Source organism: Sphingobium sp. V4, assembly GCF_029590555.1.
In the GTDB taxonomy this organism is placed as follows: Bacteria; Pseudomonadota; Alphaproteobacteria; order Sphingomonadales; family Sphingomonadaceae; genus Sphingobium.
In genome coordinates this window covers 2,211,685-2,229,609 of the sequence record NZ_CP081001.1, presented here as the reverse complement: position 1 = coordinate 2,229,609, position 17,925 = coordinate 2,211,685, and the positions used below count along the sequence as shown (strand labels likewise).

Genomic DNA, 17,925 nt, shown 5'->3' with positions numbered 1-17,925 from the left:
CGATCCATGACGGGCCGCAAAATCGGTCGAAGCGCTTTGCCAGACGGGGAAAGCGCACTATCTGGCAGACAAGAGCGCGGTTCCCGCCGCCCGCCGACAAAAGAGGAAAAGAGCCCAGATGGATATCCACTTCAGCCCGACCCGTCCCGATGCGGACACCCTGGTCTTTGCCGTGCCCAAGGGTGGCTTCGACACATTGCCACTGGCCGCCGCGCCGACGCTGGCGGCTGGCGCGGCGTCTTCGCGCTTCACCGGGGAAACCGCGTCGGTCTTCGAAAGCTTTGTCGCCGAAGGCGGCAAGACGCTGCGCGTGCTGTTGCTGGGGATCGGCGCCGGCAGTGCGCAGGATGTCGAGAAGGCCGGCGCGGCGCTGACGGGCAAGCTGGCGACAAGCGGCGCAATCCATGCCGCGGTCGAATTCTTCGGCGGCGCCAGTGGCGAACTGGCGGCGCAGTTGGCCTTCGGCGCGCTGCTGCGCGGATGGCGCATCGACACTTATCGCACGCGTCAGCCGGAAAAGGCGAAGCCGACGCTGAAGACGCTGACCCTGGTCGCGGCCGGCGCGGACGCCGCGTGGGAGCAACTGTCGGCGGTGGCGGCGGGGGTCGCCTTCACCCGCGAATTGGTGTCGGAGCCGGCGAACATTCTCTACCCCGAAAGCTTCGTCGAACGCTGCCGGCATCTGGAAGAGCTGGGCGTGAAGATTACCGTTCTCGACAAGGCGGCGATGGAAGGCCTGGGCATGGGATCGCTGCTGGGCGTGGCGCAGGGTTCGGTGCGCGAGGCGCGGTTGCTGGCGATGGAATGGGACGGCACCAACGGCGCGGTCGAAAAGCCGGTGGTGTTCGTCGGCAAGGGCGTGACCTTCGACACTGGCGGCATCTCGATCAAGCCGGCGGCGGGCATGGAGGACATGAAGTGGGACATGGGCGGCGCGGGCGCGGTCGCGGGCGCGATGAAGGCGCTGGCCGGGCGCAAGGCCAAGGCGCATGTCGTGGGCATCTGCGGGCTGGTCGAAAACATGCCTGACGGCAATGCCCAGCGTCCGGGCGACATCGTCACATCCATGTCGGGCCAGACGATCGAGGTATTGAACACCGACGCCGAAGGGCGGCTGGTTCTGTGCGACGCGCTGACCTGGGCGCAGCGCACCTACAAGCCGGACGTGATCGTGGACCTGGCCACCCTGACCGGCGCGATGATCGTGTCGCTGGGCAGCGAATATGCGGGCATTTTTTCCAACGACGATGGCCTGGCCAACGATCTGATCGCGGCGGGACAGGCGGTGGGCGACCCGCTGTGGCGCTTTCCGCTGTCTGCTGCCTATGACAAGCTGATCGACAGCCCGATCGCCGACATGAAGAATATCGGCCCGCGCTATGCCGGGTCGATCACCGCGGCGCAGTTCCTCAAGCGCTTCATCGAGGATGGCGTCAAATGGGCGCATCTCGACATTGCCGGGATGGTCTGGGCCGACAAGCCCGGAGGCACCTGGGACAAGGGAGCGACCGGCTATGGCGTGCGCCTGATCGACCGGCTGGTGGCGGACAAGTTCGAAGCCTGATGCAGGTCGATTTCTACCAGCTCGGCCGCGATCCCGTGGACCAGGTGATGCCCGCCATCGCGGCGCGTATCCTTGGCCTGGGCGCGCGGCTGCTGGTGGTCGCGCAGGAGCCGGACCGGCTGGAGCGGATTTCGGCGGGTCTGTGGGCCGGCCCGCCCGAAACTTTCCTGGCGCATGGCCGGGCGGGCGATGGGGGCGAGGCGCACCAGCCGATCCTGCTGAGCGGGGACTGCAACCCGCTGAACGGCGCGGCGCATGTCGCTCTGGCGGACGGCATCTGGCGCGAGGAAGTGCTTGGGTTCGAGCGCGCCTTCTATTTTTTCGACGCCGACACGATCGAGAGCGCGCGCGCGAGTTGGCGCGCGCTGAGCAGGGCCGACGGCGTCGAACCGCGTTTCTGGCGGCAGGAAGGCCGCAAATGGGTGCAAGGCCCGTAGCGGTGAAGCCTCTTGCGGCGCGGGACCGGCGCGTCTAAAGGGCGCGCAACTTTATTCCCCCACCATTGGAGTACCGAGGGCCATGGCCGTCACGCGCACCTTTTCGATCATCAAGCCCGATGCGACCCGTCGCAACCTGACCGGCGCGGTCACCAAGATGCTGGAGGAAGCTGGCCTGCGCGTCGTCGCCTCCAAGCGCATCCGCATGAGCCGCGAACAGGCCGAAGGCTTCTATGCCGTTCACAAGGAACGCCCCTTCTTCGCCGATCTGGTCGCCTTCATGATCTCCGGCCCGGTGGTCGTGCAGGTGCTGGAAGGCGAGAATGCCGTGCAGCGCAACCGCGACATCATGGGCGCAACCAACCCGGCCAATGCCGACGCAGGCACGATCCGCAAGGAGCTGGCCGAATCGATCGAAGCCAATTCGGTCCACGGGTCTGACAGTGAAGAAAATGCCGCGATCGAGATCGCCTATTTCTTCAAGCCCGAAGAAATCGTCGGCTAAAACCGATATCGTCTCCGGACGAGCAAGAAGGCCCGGCGCTCCCACAGGGGCTGCCGGGTTTTTGTTGGCTGGCTTGGCTCAGCGCTTCGTCTGGCGCGCCCAGCGGGCGTCGATCTGGGCCTGGGCGCCTGCTCCTTGCGCGGGGCCGACGAGCGACAGGCCACGCAGCGTCAGCCGATGGCCCGACAGCCATTTCCCGGCAATGCCATAGCCGATGGCATAGATGGCGGAGTCGCTGCGCGTGTCGCCATTGACGACGAACTGGGTGACGATTGTCACCGGCAATGTCTCGTCGCCGATGCTGTCATCGGGCAGCTTGGCCGCATTGCGCGCTTTTTTCAGCGCGTCCTCGAACCAGCGGGCCTCGATCCGCGGTTCGCCGGTGGTATCGACCGGCGCGATGCCCAGCGCCGTGGGGAAATGGATCGTCTGGCTCTGCACCAGTTGACCGGGATCGGTCGGCTTGAGCGTCAGCCGGCTGTCGCCATCGGCCTGCCCATTCAGTACCAGTCGGGCGGCACGGGCGGAATCCCGGAGGCTCTGCGCCGCTTTGTCGGCGCGCTCGTCCTTCTTGTCCGCCCAGTTGAGATAAAGGGTGAGGGCGGAGATGAGTACCGCGGCCACCGCCAGCAATTCGCCCAGCGTGATCCAGCGCCGGCGGATTCTGGCGGCTTCCTCCTTGCGAGTCTCCGGGCTGTCGCTCATCGGCTCAGGCCGTCTGGGGCGGGACTTCGAACTTGTCGATCACCCATTCCTCCGCCTGCGCGCCGCCGATCCATTCCTGCATCCACGGATGGGCGATGACCGCGCGCATATAGGCTTCGGCGAAGCGGGCGACCGGCAGCTGATAGGTGATGAAGCGGGTCACGACCGGCGCGAACATCAGGTCGGCGGCGCCGAACGCCCCGAACAGATATTCGCCGTCGCCGCCATGGCGGGCGCGGGCCTCAGCCCAGAGCTGCATGATCCGGGCGATATCCTGTGCCACGGCTTCCGACGGCGGAACGGCGGGATAGATCTGGCGGATATTCATGCTGTGCTCGCGGCGCAGCGCGGCGAAGCTGCTGTGCATTTCCGCTGCCATGGACCGGGCCATGGCGCGCGCGGCGGGATCGGCGGGCCAGAATTTGTCGCCGCCGGTCTTCTCGTTCAGATATTCGACGATCGCCAGGCTGTCCCAAACGACGATGTCGTCGCCGTCCCACAGGATCGGCACCTTGCCCGACGACGGCGCGAACTCGTCGCCCTCGCGCCTCTTTTCCCAGGCTTCGTCATAGAGGGGGACGACCACCTCCTCGAAGGGCAGGCCGGACAGCTTGCACGCCAGCCAGCCGCGCAGCGACCAGCTCGAATAGGCCTTGTTGCCAATGAACAGCTTCATCATGTCCGTCTTCTTAGACGGCCAGGGAAGCCGGTGTCGAGCGACGATAATGGGGACCGGGATAATCTCCGACGCGGCATGAACGCCACAAAAGGAAAGGGCCAGGCTCGCGCCTGACCCTCCCTTCGGCCCGAAAGGGGGTGGCTTCAGGGCACGGAAGCAAGGTCATTCCGGTCGATAGCCGAGGCGCGGGAAACGCGGGCGCAGGACGCTGGCGGCAATGCGGGGGCAATTGCCGTCAAGACATACCTCAATCCCATCTGTTCCTCGCCCAAGGCCGCTCCCGTTCGGTTCGGCAGGGACGACTCACTTCATATCGGTAATCATAAGCCGGTCACGGCCGTGGCCGAACGCATCTTACGGATGATGACCGTTCAACCAGAGGACCGCCTGGACCCCTGTCCATCGGGTCAAGATGGTGAGCCATTCGAAGGCGGTGCGACTGGTCCGATTGCCGCATTCTCTATTGGCGACCCCGGCAGGATTCGAACCTGCGACCATTCGCTTAGAAGGCGAATGCTCTATCCAACTGAGCTACGGGGCCGTGCGCCTGCCGCGATAGCGGGCGAGGGAACGGCTTGCAACAGCACGGCTTGCAATCATCCGACCAGGCGATAAGCATGTCCGCATGAACGAGGGGGCTGTTCACAAGGTCGATGCCGGGGCGTTGGGTACGCGCCCGCTGCGCTATTTCGATTTCTTCATGGCGGCATTCGTCGCCATATTGCTGCTGTCGAACCTGATCGGCGCGGCCAAGCTATCGACGCTGGGCGGCTTCACCTTCGGCGCTGGCATCCTCTTCTTCCCGCTCGGCTATGTGCTGGGTGACGTGCTGACCGAAGTCTATGGCTATGCTCGCGCGCGCCGCTGCGTCTGGGCGGGTTTCGCCGCGATGCTGTTCATGGCGCTGATGAGCTGGGTGGTGGTCGCCCTGCCGCCTGCCGAGGGCTGGCCCGACCAGAAGGCCTATGAAGCGGTGTTCGGCAGCACCTGGCGCATCGTCTTCGCCTCGCTCTGCGCCTTCTGGGCGGGCGAGTTCGCCAACAGCTTCGTCCTCGCCAAGATGAAGCTGCTGACCCAGGGGCGGCATCTGTGGACGCGCACGATCGGATCGACGGTGGTGGGGCAAGGGGTGGACAGCCTGATCTTCTACCCGCTGGCCTTCTATGGCGACTGGAGCGACGCGCAGGTGTTGACGGTGATGGTCACCAACTGGGCGATGAAGGTCGGCTGGGAAGCGATCCTGACCCCCGTCACCTACGCCGTGGTGGGCTTCGTCAAGCGGCGCGAAGGGCTGGACGTCTACGATGCCGGCACCAATTTCACGCCCTTCAGGGCCAGCCTGTGAAAAATGTCGATGCGCGCGCCAACGCGCGCCTTCATAGGACCGCCTCGCCCGGATAGGCGGCGCGGACGAAATAGAGGCCATCGGGCGGCGCGTTCAGGCCCAGCGCCGCGCGATCCTTCGCCTCCAGCGCCGCGCGCAGGTCGTCCGCGCTCCACCGCCTCATCCCGACCATCGTCAGGCACCCGACCATCGACCGCACCTGATGGTGAAGGAAGGATCGGGCCGCCGCATGGATGGCGATGCGGTCGCCGTCGCGCGCCACGTCCAGCCGGTCGAGCGACTTGACCGGGCTTTCCGCCTGGCAATGGGCCGACCGGAAGGTGGTGAAGTCATGCCGCCCGACCAATATCTGCGCGGCCTCGTGCATTGCATCCGCATCGAGCGGCTGGATCACCCGCCACGCCAGCCCCTGCTCGAAGGTCAGCGGCGCCCGCCGGTTGGCGATGCGATAGACATAGGACCGGCCGATGCAGGAAAAACGGGCGTGCCAGTCGTCGGGCACGGCGTCGCACGCCAGGATCGCCACCGGGGCCGGCCGCAGCCGCGCATTGATCGCCTCCATGATGCGGAAGGGGGCGATCTCCTTCGCGATCTCCGCATGGGCGCGCATCGCCAGGCCATGGACGCCCGCATCGGTCCGCCCGGCGGCATGGATCACCGCGCGCTCGCCGGTGACGGCGAGGATCGCATCTTCGATGGCCTGCTGCACGCTGGGCCCATGGGCCTGGCGTTGCCAGCCCATGAAGGGGCGGCCGTCAAACTCGACGGTGAAGGCGAAGCGGGTCATGGTTTCAGGCGTCGATCCGGCTGCCCGCCGGCATCTCATATCCGCGCAGCAATTCGCCCGGCGTCATCGCGCCCTTGCCCGCGCGCTGGATCAGGGTCGGGCGGATCGCGTCATGGCCGCAACCGATCAGCAGGCTGTCGTCCAGCATCTCGCCCGGCGTCCCGGCATGATGCTCGACATGGGCCGCAAGGATGCGGAAGCGCTCGCCACGATATTCGAAGAAGGCGCCGGGGAAGGGGTTGAAGGCCCGGACCTGTCGTTCGACCTGATGCGCGCCGCGCGCGAAGTCGATCCGCGATTCCGCCTTGTCGATCTTGGAGGCATAGGTGACGCCCTCCTCCGGCTGGGCCATCGGCGGGTGGAGCGCGATGTCGTCGAGCACCTCGACCATCAGTTCCGCCCCGGCAAGAGCCAGTTCGGCGGTCAGGGTGCCCGCAGTCTTGTCCTCGATCGGGGTGACATGCTTGGCCCGCATCGGTCCTGTGTCCAGCCCTGCCTCCATGTCCATGATGGTGACGCCGGTGACATTGTCGCCCGACAGGATCGCCCGCTGGATCGGCGCCGCTCCGCGCCAGCGCGGCAGCAGCGAGGCGTGGATGTTCATGCAGCCATGGCGTGGCGCATCCAGAACCGCGCGCGGCAGGATCAGGCCATAGGCGGCGACCACCGCGACATCGGCGTCGAGCGCAGCGAAGGCGCCCTGCACCGCCGCCTCCTTGAGCGACACCGGCGTGTGCACCGCGATCCCCAGTTGCTCGGCCCGTGTCTGGACCGGGGAGGGGCGCAGTCCCTTGCCGCGGCCGGCCGGGCGGGGGGGCTGGCTGTAGACCGCGACGACGTCATGACCCGCCTGCACCAGCGCGTCGAGCGCGGGAACGGCGAAATCGGGGGTGCCCATGTAGATGATACGCATGATGGATGCTCAAACCCCTTGTCTCTCCCAGTTGCAACCCCTTATCTCACGATATGGCTTCACCTGAAATCGAGGCGCTCACGCAAGCGCTGTCCCGCTTGCCCGGCCTTGGCCCCCGCTCGGCGCGGCGCGCGGTGCTGCACCTGCTCAAGAAGCGCGAGGGCGCGATGGAGCCGCTGCTGCGCGCGCTGGAGGCGGTGAACGACCGGCTCGTCACCTGCCATGTCTGCGGCAATGTCGACACGGTGGACCCTTGCGGCATCTGCGCCGATCCGCGCCGCGACGCGCGCGCGCTCTGCGTCGTGGAGGATGTGCCCGACCTCTGGGCGCTCGACAAGTCGCGCCTCTTTCCCGGCCGTTTCCATGTGCTGGGCGGGCGGCTGTCCGCGCTGGAAGGGGTGCGGCCGGAGGATTTGACCATCGACGCGCTGGTCGCCCGGCTGGAGCAGGGCGGCATCGACGAAGTGGTGCTGGCGATGAACGCCACGCTGGAGGGGCAGACCACCGCCCATTATCTCGCCGAGCGGCTGGAGCGCTTCCCCATCCGCCTGACCCAGCTCGCCCATGGCGTGCCGGTCGGCGGCGAACTCGACTATCTGGATGAAGGCACGCTGGCGCAGGCGCTGCGCGCGCGGCGGCCGGTGGGATAGGACGACCTGCCAAAGCTGCCAGCTTTCCACGCCGCCGCGCTCGGCTACACCGGGCCTGGCAACCGGCCGGAAAGGACAGCCCGATGATCGACCTCAGCCGCACGCACCGCAAGGGCATCGCCGTCGCCGACATCGAACGGGCGGTGGCGGACTATGGCGCGGCGCTGGGCCTGGCCTTCGCGCCGGTGCGCGATTTCGATGCCTTGCCCTTCTGGACGGCGCGCGCGGGTTTCGGGTGCGCGCGACCTACTCGCTGGGTGGGCCGATCCATCTCGAACGGGTGCAGGGCGATAGCCATTTCTATGATCCCGCCAGGCCGGCCAGCGCGCCTCTCGGGCCTGGGCGGGGCCCTGCGCGCAGCCAATATGCGGCCCGAAGCGGGCTATGGCATGATCGCCTATTGCGGCTCGCCGGACGGCGCTTTGTTGGTGGAACTCAGCTCCACCGCGCTCAAGCCCGCCATCGACGCATGGCTGGGGGAGTAGTCGTCGCGCGGTCGCTCGCTTGATATTTCGCCCTGTTCCATCTATGTTCGGACAATGGCAATCCTTCCGATCCTTGAGGCGCCCGATCCGCGCCTGCGCACCATTTCGACCCCGGTCGAGGCGATCGACGACGATCTCCAGCGGCTGATCGACGACATGTTCGAAACCATGTACGACGCGCCCGGTATCGGCCTCGCCGCAATTCAGGTCGGCGTGCCCAAGAGGGTGCTGGTCATGGACCTGCAGGAACCCGAATCGGACGAGGAGGGCGCGCCGCCGGTCCGCAAGCCGATGGTGTTCATCAATCCGGAAATCCTCAAGGGGTCCGACGAACTGTCGGTCTATAATGAGGGCTGCCTGTCGGTCCCCGACCAGTATGCGGAGGTGGAGCGCCCCGCGACGATCCGCGCCAGCTGGATGGACCGGGAAGGGCGCATTCATGAGGAACAGCTCGACGGTCTGCTCGCGACCTGCCTCCAGCATGAAATGGATCATCTGGAAGGCATATTGTTCATCGATCATCTCTCGCGCCTGAAGCGCGACATGCTGCTCAAGAAGCTGAACAAGGCGCGTCGCGCCGCCTGACGCAAACGGCTCGCGATCGAAGCGAAAACACGCCTCGGCCCCTTCGGCCGGGGCGTTTTGCATTTCGGAACCTCTGCGGCGGGGCGAGTGCAGGCGGCGTCCAATGGACTGGCCTTGCCTACTTGGTTAACCGGCCGTTCAACTGCGAAAAATCGGCGGAAATCTGCCCCTCCATTCACCCGAAGGGATGCACAATCCGACAAAATCGCGTTGTCGCTTCGACCGCGCTCGGCTTGGCAATGGGCGGTCATTTTGACCTACAGGAGAATAAGATGTCGCCGTCCTTGACGAAAATTGCCCCGATGGCATTGATTTTGATCGGTTCTGTCGCCTTGAGTGGCTGCGCCACCAAGGGTTTCGTGCGTGAACAGGTCGCCGTCGTGAATCAGCGCGTCGATGCGCTGGACGCGAAGCTGCAACAGACTGATGGCACGGCGCAGCAGGCGCTGGGCGAAGCGCGCTCGGCTTCGGGACTGGCGCAGCAGAACGGCCAGCGTATCGACCAACTGGGTGCGCGCGTCGACAGTGTCGAGCAGCGCATGGTCGAAGCGCAGCGCAAGCGCCCGCGCAACTAAAGCATCGTGCGCAAAAGTGGGCACCGGTTTTGCACAAGAAACGATGCGACCACAGACAACTAGAGCGCGCGTCCTGCGTCCGATTTAACGCAGCGCGCTCTGAAGGCACGACAGACAGAAGGGCCGGAGCCTGCAGGTCCCGCTCCGGTCCTTTAACGCGAGTATTTTCCCAAGATGATCAGACTATCGCGGGCGCCGATCGCAACCATGCTCTCGGCTGTCGCTCTTGTCGTCGCTCCGCCTGCGCTCGCAGCGAAGAAGCCACGCAAGGCGCCGGATCAGGTCGCGACGGCGCCAGCGGACGCGACCGGGAGTGCCCCGGCCGCCGAACCGGAAAGGCAGCCCGATGCCACCGAAATTACGTTTGATCCGACACCCGCCGCGCAGCGCGTACTGGGCTGGGTCGGTTCGGCGCATGACAATGGCAAGCTGCCCTATGTCATCATCGACAAGCAGGCCGCGCGCATCTGGTTGTTCGATGCCAAGGGCAGCCGCATCGCCGACGCGCCCGTCCTGATCGGGATCATGGCCGGCGACGACGCCACGCCCGGCGTCGGCGCCAAGTCGCTGGCGGAAATCGGTCCAGCGGAAAAGACCACTCCTGCCGGCCGATTCCTCGCCCGTTTTGGCGTCGCAGCGGGCAAGACGCGCGTGCTCTGGGTCGACTATACGACCTCGGTCGCGCTCCACACCATCCCGCCCGGCAACCCCAAGGAAAAGCGCGTCAACCGGATGCTCTCCCCCGACATCGCCGACAACCGCATCACCTTCGGCTGCATCAACGTGCCCAAACGCTTCTACGCGCAGGTCGGACCGCTCTTTCGCAGGAAGGGCGGCTATGTCTACATCCTGCCCGACGCGAAGCCGATGGAGGATGTGTTCCCGCAGCTCCACGCCTATCCCATGACGGTCGCGGCGGTCGGTTGAAGCTGCTTCTGATTCAACCCCGCATCCCCGCGCCGAACATCAGCGACACGAACAGCAAAACAGGATTGGATGAAGCGCGATGACTTCGGTCGCCCGCAAAGCCCAGCGGACCGGAGCGGGTTGACCTGTCTTCCACGACCAGAACAGCGGATATTCGCCCTTCAGAAGCGCCAGCGCCAAGGTCTGCCAAGGGTGGGAATTGGCAGACCTTGGCGCTGGCGGTTTTCCTGCCACGTCGGGAAGGTCAGCCAGGGAATCGCCCAATTGACGAAGATCATGGCGAATCTGCCGACCCGCAGTTATCGGGCGTCGCCGGCAAACCTATCATCGCGATCAACGCCAGCGTTGGCAGATACTGGAAAAGATGGGACGGCATTGGCCCGATGGTCAAGGCTCCGATGTCTTCCATGAAGCTTAAGAGGCGTTTAGCGCCGCCGCCTCAGTTCATCCCCTCGGTATCCAGCGCATAGCCCGCCGACCGGACGGTGCGGATGATGTCCTGGAACTGCCCGTCGCCGTTGATCGCCTTGCGCAGGCGCCGGATATGGACGTCCACGGTGCGCAGCTCGATGTCGCTGTCCTGGCCCCACACGCTGTCGAGCAGCCGCTCGCGCGAGAAGACCCAGCCGGGATGCTCCAGAAAATGCTTGAGCAGGCGGAATTCGGTGGGGCCGAGCGGGATCACCTGGCCGCCCCGGCGCACCTTGTGGCCCACCGTGTCCATCTCGACATCGGCGAAGGTCAGCGTCTCGCCGGCCAGTGCCGGCCGCACGCGGCGCAGCACCGCGCCGACGCGCGCCACCAGTTCGCGGGGGCTGAAGGGCTTGGTCACATAATCGTCGGCGCCGGTTTCGAGGCCACGCACCCGATCCTCTTCTTCGCCGCGCGCGGTGAGCATGATGATCGGGATATTGGCGGTGCCGTTCATGCGGCGCAGGCGGCGGCACACTTCGATCCCGGACAGGCTTTCGACCATCCAGTCGAGCAGCACGATGTCCGGCGTGTTTTCCTGCGCCATCAGCAGCGCCTCCTCGCCGTCGACCGTGTGGGCGACGTCGAAATCCTCGCGCTTGAAATGCCAGATGAGCAGTTCGGCGAGCGCCGCGTCATCCTCGACCAGCAGCATTTTTGCTCGCGCCATGGATCAATCCTCCGGCTGAATGTCGGCGCCGCGCTCGCGCTCGGGCAGGGTCTGGCCGGTCGCGGCATAATAGACCATTTCCGCGACATTGGTCGCATGGTCGCCGATCCGCTCGATATTCTTGGCGATGAACAGCAGATGGGCACATTCGCTGATCGTCTTGGGATTTTCGACCATGAAGGTGACGAGCGTGCGGAACATGCTGTTGTAGAAATCGTCGACCACCGTGTCGCGCTCGACCACCGCCAGCGCCAGATCGGCGTCGCGCGCGGCGAAGGCGTTGAGCGCGTCATGCACCATCTCGCCAGCGACCTGGCCCATGGACGGCAGCAGCGAGATCGGCTCCAGCGTGCGGGTGTTGGTCGCGATCAGCGGCACGCGCTTGGCGATATTCTTGGCATAATCGCCGATCCGCTCGACCACGCTCACGATCTTGAGCGCGGCGATCACGTCCCGCAGGTCGTTGGCCATCGGCGCGCGGAGCGCGATGATTTCGATAGCCAGCTTTTCGACCTCCGCTTCGATCGCATCGATGCGCTTGTCTGCGGCAACGACGTCGGCCGCCAGCACCTTGTCCTGGCGTTGCAGCGCCAGCATCGCATTCTCGATCGCCGCCTCCGCGCGACCGCCCATTTCGGCGATCAGGCCGCGCAGCTTGTCCATTTCCTGATCGAACGCCTTGATCGTATGTTCTGCCATGTCTCGTCTCTCTCGCGCCGGATCAGCCGTAGCGGCCGGTGATGTAATCCTTGGTCCGCTCCTGGCGCGGATTGGTGAAGATGTCGGATGTCACGCCATATTCGACCAGTTCGCCCAGGTGGAAGAAGGCGGTCCGTTGCGACACGCGCGCGGCCTGTTGCATGTTGTGCGTCACGATGACGATCGCGTAGCGGCCGCGCAGCTCGTGGATCAGCTCTTCGATCTTCGCCGTCGCGATCGGGTCGAGCGCCGAGCAGGGTTCGTCCATCAGGATGACTTCCGGTTCGACCGCGATGGCGCGGCCGATACACAGCCGCTGCTGCTGGCCACCCGACAGGGCGGTGCCGCTGTCGTGCAGCCGGTCCTTCACTTCCTCCCACAGGCCCGCGCGACGCAGCGACTTTTCGACGATCACGTCCATGTCCGCCTTGCCCGCGGCCAGGCCGTGGATGCGCGGCCCATAGGCGATATTCTCGTAGATCGACTTGGGGAAGGGGTTGGGTTTCTGGAACACCATGCCCACCCGCGCGCGCAACTGCACCACGTCCATCGACGGAGCGTAGATATCCTCGCCGTCCAGCGTGATCGTGCCTTCGACACGCGCCGATGCGACGGTGTCGTTCATGCGGTTCAGCGTCCGCAGGAAGGTCGACTTGCCGCAGCCCGACGGGCCGATGAAGGCGGTGACATGGTCCATGCCAACATCGATCGACACGCCCTTGATCGCCTGCTTGGGGCCGTAAAAGACCTTGATGTCGCGCGCGGTCATCTTCGGGTTGGCGATGGCCAGGCTTTGCTGTTCTTCTGTCATGGGGGTCTTTACCACCGTTTTTCAAACTTGTTGCGCAGGTAGATGGCGAGGCCGTTCATCGCGAGCAGGAAGGCGAGCAGCACGATGATCGCCGCCGAGGTCTTTTCGACGAAGCCCTTGGAGACTTCGTCCGACCAGAGGAAGATCTGCACCGGCAGCACCGTGGCCGGATCGGTGATCCCGCCCGGCGGCGTGGCGATGAAGGCGCGCATCCCGATCATCAGCAGCGGCGCCGTTTCGCCCAGCGCGCGCGCCATGCCGATGATCGTGCCGGTCAGGATGCCGGGCAGGGCGAGCGGTAGCACATGCTGGAACACCACCTGCACCGGGCTTGCGCCGATGCCGAGCGCCGCGTCGCGGATGCTGGGCGGCACGGACTTGATCGCGTTGCGCCCGGCGATGACGATGACGGGCATGGTCATCAGCGCCAGCGTCATGCCCCCTACCAGCGCGGCCGAACGCGGCAGATGCAGGAAATTGAGGAAGATCGACAGGCCAAGCAGGCCGAAGATGATCGAGGGCACGGCGGCGAGGTTGTTGATCGACACCTCGATGATGTCGGTCCACCAGGCCTTGGGCGCATATTCCTCCAGATAGAGGGCGGTCGCGACGCCGATGGGGAAGCTCAGCACCAGGGTGACGAGCATCGTCAGCAGCGACCCCTTGAACGCGCCCCAGATGCCGACCTGCGTCGGATCGGTGCCGTCGCTCGCCGACAGGAAGCTCCAGTTGAAGCCGGTCGACAGGACGCCCGCCTTGTTCAGCCGCTCGACCGCTGCTTCCGCCTCGGGCGAACCATCGCTCTTGGCGGCCAGGTCGACCGCGGTCGAGGCGGGGACGCTGATCGTTTCGGTGCGGCCGAGAATTTTCGGATCGGCCTTGATTGCGTCGCGGATGCTGATCCAGGCGGTGGGCGACAGCCATGCGTCGGCGTCGGCGCCCAGCGCCTTTTTCGCGACTTCGCCCGTCACCATCGGCAGGTTGGCCTGGTTGAGCGCCTCGTCGGTGATGGCGGCGGGATCGAGCAGCAGCGGGGAGGCCGGGAAATCGACCGTGAGCGCGATCTCGGTCCGGGTGAAGCCGCGCAGGCCATTGCCCATCATGGTGAAGAGCAGGAAGGCGAGGAAGGCGGCGCTGAGCGCCACCGCGCCCAGGCCCAGCAGGCGGAAGCGGCGCTCGGCGGCATAGCGCCGCGCGATCCGCCGGCGCATCACGTCCGACTTCCAGTCGGTGGGGAGACGTTCGGCCGTCATCAGTCGTAAGCCTCGCGATATTTCTTCACGACCCGCAGGGCCACGATGTTGAGCAGCAGCGTCACGATGAACAGCACCAGCCCCAGCGCGAAGGCCGCCAGCGTCTTGGCGCTGTCGAATTCCTGGTCGCCGGTCAGCAGCTGGACGATCTGGGTCGTCACCGTAGTCACGCTTGCGAAGGGGTTGAGCGTCATGTTGGCGGCCAGGCCCGCGGCCATCACCACGATCATCGTCTCGCCGATGGCGCGGCTGACGGCCAGCAGCACGCCGCCCACCACGCCGGGGAGAGCGGCGGGGATGAGGACGCGGGTGATCGTCTCGCTGGTGGTTGCGCCCATCGCCAGGCTGCCGTCGCGCATCGACTGCGGCACGGCGGCGATGCTGTCGTCGGCCATGGAGGAAACGAAGGGAATGATCATCACGCCCATCACCAGACCAGCGGCCAGCGCGCTTTCGGAACTGGCCCCATGGATGCCGACCGAGACGGCAAGGTCGCGGAGCGCGGGGGCCACGGTCAGCGCGGCGAAATAGCCGTAGACGACGGTGGGTACGCCGGCCAGCACCTCCAGGATCGGCTTCATCCACTGGCGCACGGTGGGGCTGGCATATTGCGTCAGATAGACCGCGCTCATCAGGCCCAGCGGGATGGCCACGATCATCGCGATGATCGCGCCGATGAAGATCGTGCCCCAAAAGAGCGGCACGGCGCCGAACGCATCCTCATTGCCATAGCCCATGGCGGCCGACTGCGGGCTCCATTTCAGGCCGAAGAGGAAGTCGAGCGGGTTCACCATCGAGAAGAAGCGGAAACTTTCCCACAGCAGCGAGGCGACGATGCCCAGCGTGGTGACGATTGCCAGCAGCGACGCGAGCAGCAGCAGCGCCATCACCAGTCGCTCGACCCGCGTGCGCGCCCGGAAGTCGGGACGGACGCGGGTGAAGGCATAGGCGCCCCCGGCAAAGGCCAGGATCAGCGCCAGCACCGCGCCGCCGACGCCATAGCTGCTGGTCGCCGCGCGATAGGGTTCGACCAGCGCCTGCGACGCCGGGTTGAAGGCGCCGGCCTGCATCCCCGTCGCGATCGCTCGCGCCTCGCCCAGGATGGCGGAGCGGGAGAAGGCGTCGAGGGGCAGGCTCTGCGCCGCCGGGTCGGCCAGCACGGCCTGGGTCACCAGTCCCGGCGACACATTGGCCCATACGGCCAGGAAGATGCCGGCGGGCAGCAGCGTCCACAGCGCGACATACCAGCCATGATAGCCCGGCAGGCTATGCACGGCGTCGCGCCGCCCGGTGGCGCGCGCGGCGGTCTGTAACCGCAGCGCGCGGGCGCGGGCGCTGACCCAGGCGATCGCGCCCAGGCCCGCCAGGAGCAGCAGGATTGCAGGTCCGGTCATGTCGCCCTTACTTCAGCTGCGAACCGTCGAGGACAGTCAGCGACTTGACGGTTTCGGCGCTCTTCTTGCGCACATCTTCCGGCGCCGCGACCATGCCGCGCTTGGTCAGCGCGCCGCCGGGGTTCCAGTTGGCGGCAAAGCTGTTGAGGAAGCCCTGGAGGCCGGGGATGGCCGTCATGTGCGCCTTCTTCACATAGATGTAGAGCGGACGGGCGCCCGGATACTGGCCGGTCGACACGGTTTCATAGGTCGCCTCGACGCCGTTGACCGGCACGTCCTTCAGCGAATCCTTGTTTTCCTCCAGGAAGCTGTATCCGAATACGCCGACCGCATTGGGGTTCGCGCCCAGCTTCTGCACGATCAGATTGTCGTTCTCGCCCGAATCGACATATTTGCCGTCCTCGCGGACGCGGGTGCAGGTCGCTTTATACTCGTCCTCATTCTTTTCCTTGAGCGCCTTCATCGCTTCGTCGCTCTGGCAGCCCTTTTCCAGGATCAGTTCGGCGAGCGAGTCGCGGGTGCCGCTGGTGGAAGGCGGGCCGAATACGGAGATGGCGATGGCCGGCAGGCTGGGGTCGACATCCTTCCAGGTCTGCGCCTTGTTCGGACCCTTGCCATAGGGATTGGCGGCCAGTGCCTCATAGACGATCTTGGGGGTCAGCTTCAGGCCGGGGCCGTTCTTGGCTTCTGCGAAGGCAAGGCCGTCGACGCCGATCTGGATCTCGACGATGTCCTTGACGCCATTGGCCTGGCACTGTTCGAATTCGGCCTTCTTCATCCGGCGCGATGCGTCGGCGATGTCGGGATGCTGGGCGCCCACGCCCGCGCAGAACAGCTTCATGCCGCCGCCGGTGCCGGTCGATTCGATGATCGGCGACTTCATGCCGGCATTGCCCTGCACGAACAGTTCGGCGACTGCCGTAGCGAAGGGATAGACGGTGGAGGAGCCGACCGCGCGGATCTGGTCGCGGGTGGCGCCGGCGCCGCCGGTCTGGTCGCCGCAGGCGGCAAGGCTGAAAATGCTCGCGGTCGTAGCAGCGAGCAGGGCGAACTTCGTCACGGAAACCTCCATCATCAAGGCCGCGAGTCGCATGTCGCCGCCCCCCTTGAGGAAGCGCCCTAGTCGCGGACCATCGCGCCTTTGTGACAGTCAGGTTTCATTTTCATGACACCGTGTCGGAAAGCGCCGATGGGCGCTTTTTTTCGTCGATCTTGCCTTGGCTTTCCTCGACCGGCGGGGGCAGCAGCACGGTGATGGTCGTGCCCTTGCCCAGGGTGCTGGCTATGTCGAAGCGGCCGCGATGCCGCTCCACGATATGCTTGACGATGGCCAGGCCCAGGCCCGTGCCGCCCATCGCCCGGCTGCGTCCCGAATCGACGCGGTAGAAGCGCTCGGTCAGGCGCGGCAGATGGTCGGGACCGATGCCTTCGCCCTCGTCGGCGACCACCAGCCGCGCCATGCCGCTCGGCCCTTCGTTCAGCATCACCCGGATCGGCGTGCCGGGGCGGCCATATTTGACCGAATTGCCGATCAGATTGTGGAGCAGCTGCGACAGCTGCGCCCGGTCGCCCTGCACGACAGGGACATGCGGCGCGATCTCCATTTCCACCTCGCGGCCCCGCTCGCCATGGCTGGAGCGGAACACGCTGACCACTTCGGCGGCCAGTTCGGACAGGTCCACCCGCGCGTCGGGCAGGCGATATTTCTCCGATTCGATCCGGCTGAGCGAAATGAGGTCGTCGATCAGCCGCTGCATCCGGCGCGCCTCCCGGTCCATGATCTGGAGGAAACGCTTGCGCGTCTCGACATCCTTGCCCAGTTCCGGGTCGGCCAATGTCTCGATGAAGCCCAATATGCCCGCCAGCGGCGTGCGCAGTTCATGGCTGGCATTGGCGACGAAATCGACGCGCATCCGCTCGGCCGCATGGGTGCCGCTATGGTCGACGAGATGGACCAGGCGGCGCATGTCCGCGACCGCGCCCACCGGCGCCACCCGCATCTGCCAGCGCTGGTCGCGCGTGCCCAAGCCGACCAGCTCGATCATGATCGGTTCGGCCAGCGGCGCCAGGCTCGCCAGCCGTTCGGCGGCGGCGGGATGGCGGATGGCGATGCGGGCGTCCTCGCCCTCGATATGCGCGCCCAGCAGGCGTTGCGCCGCGCGATTGGCGCGCACGATCCGCCCCTTTTCCACCAGCATCAGCGGATCGGAAATACCCTCCAGCAGGCTGGCGAAGTCGGGATGGGCGATCAGGTCGGGCTGGTCCGGCACCACACTGGGCGCCGCCGGGCGCAGGCCGGCATCTCCCGATGTGATAATCAGCACAATGACACCCGCCAGCACCGGCAGGGCGATGCTGATCGGGTGCGCGCCCAGCATCAAGGCGCCGCCGGTGCCCAGCATCAGCATCGCGAGCGAAGCGGTGATTTGGGAAATACTGAGTCGATTCATGGTTACCGCACTGGATTTGT

The 17,925-nt window shown here is 65.9% G+C and carries 20 protein-coding genes and 1 tRNA gene; 9 read left to right on the top strand and 12 right to left on the bottom strand.

Translation table 11 applies throughout. From position 1 onward, the window contains the following. Window positions 1-118: 118 nt before the first annotated feature. The 3 genes from K3M67_RS11095 to ndk all read left to right on the top strand — a co-directional run bounded on the left by K3M67_RS11095 (window position 119) and on the right by ndk (window position 2,506). On the top strand, window positions 119-1,564 hold the full coding sequence (locus tag K3M67_RS11095; RefSeq protein ID WP_066857599.1) for a leucyl aminopeptidase: 1,446 nt from the start codon (window positions 119-121) through the stop codon (window positions 1,562-1,564). After that, window positions 1,564-2,001 carry a DNA polymerase III subunit chi gene (locus tag K3M67_RS11090; RefSeq protein WP_285831494.1) on the top strand — a complete coding sequence of 146 codons (438 nt, stop codon included), beginning with the start codon at window positions 1,564-1,566 and terminating at the stop codon, window positions 1,999-2,001. Before K3M67_RS11095 ends, K3M67_RS11090 begins: the two co-directional genes overlap by 1 nt. 82 nt (window positions 2,002-2,083) lie before the next feature. After that, window positions 2,084-2,506: a nucleoside-diphosphate kinase gene (ndk, locus tag K3M67_RS11085; protein ID WP_066857605.1), complete on the top strand. Its 423-nt coding sequence runs from the start codon at window positions 2,084-2,086 to the stop codon at window positions 2,504-2,506. Between the two features lie 78 nt (window positions 2,507-2,584). On the opposite strand, the gene K3M67_RS11080 is transcribed toward ndk, so the two are convergent. The 3 genes from K3M67_RS11080 to K3M67_RS11070 form a co-directional block, all read right to left on the bottom strand. Next, a complete protein-coding gene (locus K3M67_RS11080) occupies window positions 2,585-3,211 on the bottom strand; it encodes a hypothetical protein (protein ID WP_285831493.1) in 627 nt (208 codons plus the stop codon). A 4-nt stretch (window positions 3,212-3,215) separates the two neighbouring features. After that, window positions 3,216-3,890 (bottom strand): glutathione S-transferase family protein, encoded by a 675-nt coding sequence (locus tag K3M67_RS11075; protein WP_285831492.1) that lies wholly within the window; start codon window positions 3,888-3,890, stop codon window positions 3,216-3,218. Window positions 3,891-4,354: 464 nt separating this feature from the next. Then, window positions 4,355-4,431, bottom strand: a tRNA-Arg gene (locus tag K3M67_RS11070). Window positions 4,432-4,515: 84 nt separating this feature from the next. Between K3M67_RS11070 and K3M67_RS11065 the strand changes: the two genes are divergently transcribed. Then, window positions 4,516-5,235: a queuosine precursor transporter gene (locus K3M67_RS11065; RefSeq protein WP_285831491.1), complete on the top strand. Its 720-nt coding sequence runs from the start codon at window positions 4,516-4,518 to the stop codon at window positions 5,233-5,235. Window positions 5,236-5,266: 31 nt separating this feature from the next. Here the strand turns inward: K3M67_RS11065 and truA are convergent, their stop codons facing one another. Beyond that, on the bottom strand, window positions 5,267-6,022 hold the full coding sequence (truA, locus tag K3M67_RS11060) for a tRNA pseudouridine(38-40) synthase TruA (protein WP_285831490.1): 756 nt from the start codon (window positions 6,020-6,022) through the stop codon (window positions 5,267-5,269). A 4-nt stretch (window positions 6,023-6,026) separates the two neighbouring features. Further along, on the bottom strand, window positions 6,027-6,935 hold the full coding sequence (gene fmt / locus K3M67_RS11055; protein ID WP_066857618.1) for a methionyl-tRNA formyltransferase: 909 nt from the start codon (window positions 6,933-6,935) through the stop codon (window positions 6,027-6,029). A 53-nt stretch (window positions 6,936-6,988) separates the two neighbouring features. Here fmt and recR point away from each other — a divergent pair, with 53 nt between their 5' ends. From recR to K3M67_RS11030, 5 genes are all read left to right on the top strand, one after another. Next, window positions 6,989-7,585, top strand: a complete 597-nt coding sequence (gene recR, locus K3M67_RS11050) for a recombination mediator RecR (RefSeq protein ID WP_066857621.1) — start codon at window positions 6,989-6,991, stop codon at window positions 7,583-7,585. An 83-nt stretch (window positions 7,586-7,668) separates the two neighbouring features. Beyond that, window positions 7,669-8,070 carry a VOC family protein gene (locus tag K3M67_RS11045; RefSeq protein ID WP_285831489.1) on the top strand — a complete coding sequence of 134 codons (402 nt, stop codon included), beginning with the start codon at window positions 7,669-7,671 and terminating at the stop codon, window positions 8,068-8,070. A 54-nt stretch (window positions 8,071-8,124) separates the two neighbouring features. Continuing rightward, a complete protein-coding gene (gene def / locus K3M67_RS11040; RefSeq protein ID WP_066857627.1) occupies window positions 8,125-8,655 on the top strand; it encodes a peptide deformylase in 531 nt (176 codons plus the stop codon). Between the two features lie 272 nt (window positions 8,656-8,927). Further along, window positions 8,928-9,230: a hypothetical protein gene (locus K3M67_RS11035; protein WP_066858021.1), complete on the top strand. Its 303-nt coding sequence runs from the start codon at window positions 8,928-8,930 to the stop codon at window positions 9,228-9,230. Window positions 9,231-9,404: 174 nt separating this feature from the next. Further along, window positions 9,405-10,157 carry a hypothetical protein gene (locus K3M67_RS11030; protein ID WP_285831488.1) on the top strand — a complete coding sequence of 251 codons (753 nt, stop codon included), beginning with the start codon at window positions 9,405-9,407 and terminating at the stop codon, window positions 10,155-10,157. Window positions 10,158-10,596: 439 nt separating this feature from the next. On the opposite strand, the gene phoB is transcribed toward K3M67_RS11030, so the two are convergent. The 7 genes from phoB to K3M67_RS10995 all read right to left on the bottom strand — a co-directional run bounded on the left by phoB (window position 10,597) and on the right by K3M67_RS10995 (window position 17,905). Continuing rightward, window positions 10,597-11,298 carry a phosphate regulon transcriptional regulator PhoB gene (gene phoB / locus K3M67_RS11025; RefSeq protein ID WP_066857633.1) on the bottom strand — a complete coding sequence of 234 codons (702 nt, stop codon included), beginning with the start codon at window positions 11,296-11,298 and terminating at the stop codon, window positions 10,597-10,599. Between the two features lie 3 nt (window positions 11,299-11,301). Continuing rightward, window positions 11,302-11,997 (bottom strand): phosphate signaling complex protein PhoU, encoded by a 696-nt coding sequence (phoU, locus tag K3M67_RS11020; protein WP_066857636.1) that lies wholly within the window; start codon window positions 11,995-11,997, stop codon window positions 11,302-11,304. Window positions 11,998-12,019: 22 nt separating this feature from the next. Beyond that, window positions 12,020-12,808, bottom strand: coding sequence for a phosphate ABC transporter ATP-binding protein PstB (gene pstB / locus K3M67_RS11015; RefSeq protein ID WP_066857638.1), 789 nt, complete (start codon window positions 12,806-12,808; stop codon window positions 12,020-12,022). A gap of 8 nt (window positions 12,809-12,816) precedes the next feature. Beyond that, entirely contained in the window at window positions 12,817-14,061 is a 1,245-nt protein-coding gene (pstA, locus tag K3M67_RS11010) for a phosphate ABC transporter permease PstA (RefSeq protein WP_066857640.1), read from the bottom strand. Continuing rightward, complete coding sequence (pstC, locus tag K3M67_RS11005) at window positions 14,061-15,455, bottom strand: phosphate ABC transporter permease subunit PstC (RefSeq protein WP_066857643.1); 1,395 nt, start codon at window positions 15,453-15,455, stop codon at window positions 14,061-14,063. The genes pstA and pstC overlap by 1 nt, the downstream gene beginning before the upstream one ends. A 7-nt stretch (window positions 15,456-15,462) precedes the next feature. After that, window positions 15,463-16,527 carry a substrate-binding domain-containing protein gene (locus K3M67_RS11000; protein WP_502958903.1) on the bottom strand — a complete coding sequence of 355 codons (1,065 nt, stop codon included), beginning with the start codon at window positions 16,525-16,527 and terminating at the stop codon, window positions 15,463-15,465. 91 nt (window positions 16,528-16,618) lie between these two features. Then, entirely contained in the window at window positions 16,619-17,905 is a 1,287-nt protein-coding gene (locus tag K3M67_RS10995) for an ATP-binding protein (RefSeq protein ID WP_285831486.1), read from the bottom strand. Window positions 17,906-17,925 lie beyond the last annotated feature (20 nt).

What these genes read in the sequence shown, in the direction of transcription:
- K3M67_RS11095 (WP_066857599.1), top strand. Translation starts at nt 119, where the DNA reads ATGGATATCCACTTCAGCCCGACCCGTCCCGATGCGGACACCCTGGTC.
- K3M67_RS11090 (WP_285831494.1), top strand. Translation starts at nt 1,564, where the DNA reads ATGCAGGTCGATTTCTACCAGCTCGGCCGCGATCCCGTGGACCAGGTG.
- ndk (WP_066857605.1), top strand. Translation starts at nt 2,084, where the DNA reads ATGGCCGTCACGCGCACCTTTTCGATCATCAAGCCCGATGCGACCCGT.
- K3M67_RS11080 (WP_285831493.1), bottom strand. Translation starts at nt 3,211, where the DNA reads ATGAGCGACAGCCCGGAGACTCGCAAGGAGGAAGCCGCCAGAATCCGC.
- K3M67_RS11075 (WP_285831492.1), bottom strand. Translation starts at nt 3,890, where the DNA reads ATGATGAAGCTGTTCATTGGCAACAAGGCCTATTCGAGCTGGTCGCTG.
- K3M67_RS11065 (WP_285831491.1), top strand. Translation starts at nt 4,516, where the DNA reads ATGAACGAGGGGGCTGTTCACAAGGTCGATGCCGGGGCGTTGGGTACG.
- truA (WP_285831490.1), bottom strand. Translation starts at nt 6,022, where the DNA reads ATGACCCGCTTCGCCTTCACCGTCGAGTTTGACGGCCGCCCCTTCATG.
- fmt (WP_066857618.1), bottom strand. Translation starts at nt 6,935, where the DNA reads ATGCGTATCATCTACATGGGCACCCCCGATTTCGCCGTTCCCGCGCTC.
- recR (WP_066857621.1), top strand. Translation starts at nt 6,989, where the DNA reads ATGGCTTCACCTGAAATCGAGGCGCTCACGCAAGCGCTGTCCCGCTTG.
- K3M67_RS11045 (WP_285831489.1), top strand. Translation starts at nt 7,669, where the DNA reads ATGATCGACCTCAGCCGCACGCACCGCAAGGGCATCGCCGTCGCCGAC.
- def (WP_066857627.1), top strand. Translation starts at nt 8,125, where the DNA reads ATGGCAATCCTTCCGATCCTTGAGGCGCCCGATCCGCGCCTGCGCACC.
- K3M67_RS11035 (WP_066858021.1), top strand. Translation starts at nt 8,928, where the DNA reads ATGTCGCCGTCCTTGACGAAAATTGCCCCGATGGCATTGATTTTGATC.
- K3M67_RS11030 (WP_285831488.1), top strand. Translation starts at nt 9,405, where the DNA reads ATGATCAGACTATCGCGGGCGCCGATCGCAACCATGCTCTCGGCTGTC.
- phoB (WP_066857633.1), bottom strand. Translation starts at nt 11,298, where the DNA reads ATGGCGCGAGCAAAAATGCTGCTGGTCGAGGATGACGCGGCGCTCGCC.
- phoU (WP_066857636.1), bottom strand. Translation starts at nt 11,997, where the DNA reads ATGGCAGAACATACGATCAAGGCGTTCGATCAGGAAATGGACAAGCTG.
- pstB (WP_066857638.1), bottom strand. Translation starts at nt 12,808, where the DNA reads ATGACAGAAGAACAGCAAAGCCTGGCCATCGCCAACCCGAAGATGACC.
- pstA (WP_066857640.1), bottom strand. Translation starts at nt 14,061, where the DNA reads ATGACGGCCGAACGTCTCCCCACCGACTGGAAGTCGGACGTGATGCGC.
- pstC (WP_066857643.1), bottom strand. Translation starts at nt 15,455, where the DNA reads ATGACCGGACCTGCAATCCTGCTGCTCCTGGCGGGCCTGGGCGCGATC.
- K3M67_RS11000 (WP_502958903.1), bottom strand. Translation starts at nt 16,527, where the DNA reads ATGGAGGTTTCCGTGACGAAGTTCGCCCTGCTCGCTGCTACGACCGCG.
- K3M67_RS10995 (WP_285831486.1), bottom strand. Translation starts at nt 17,905, where the DNA reads ATGAATCGACTCAGTATTTCCCAAATCACCGCTTCGCTCGCGATGCTG.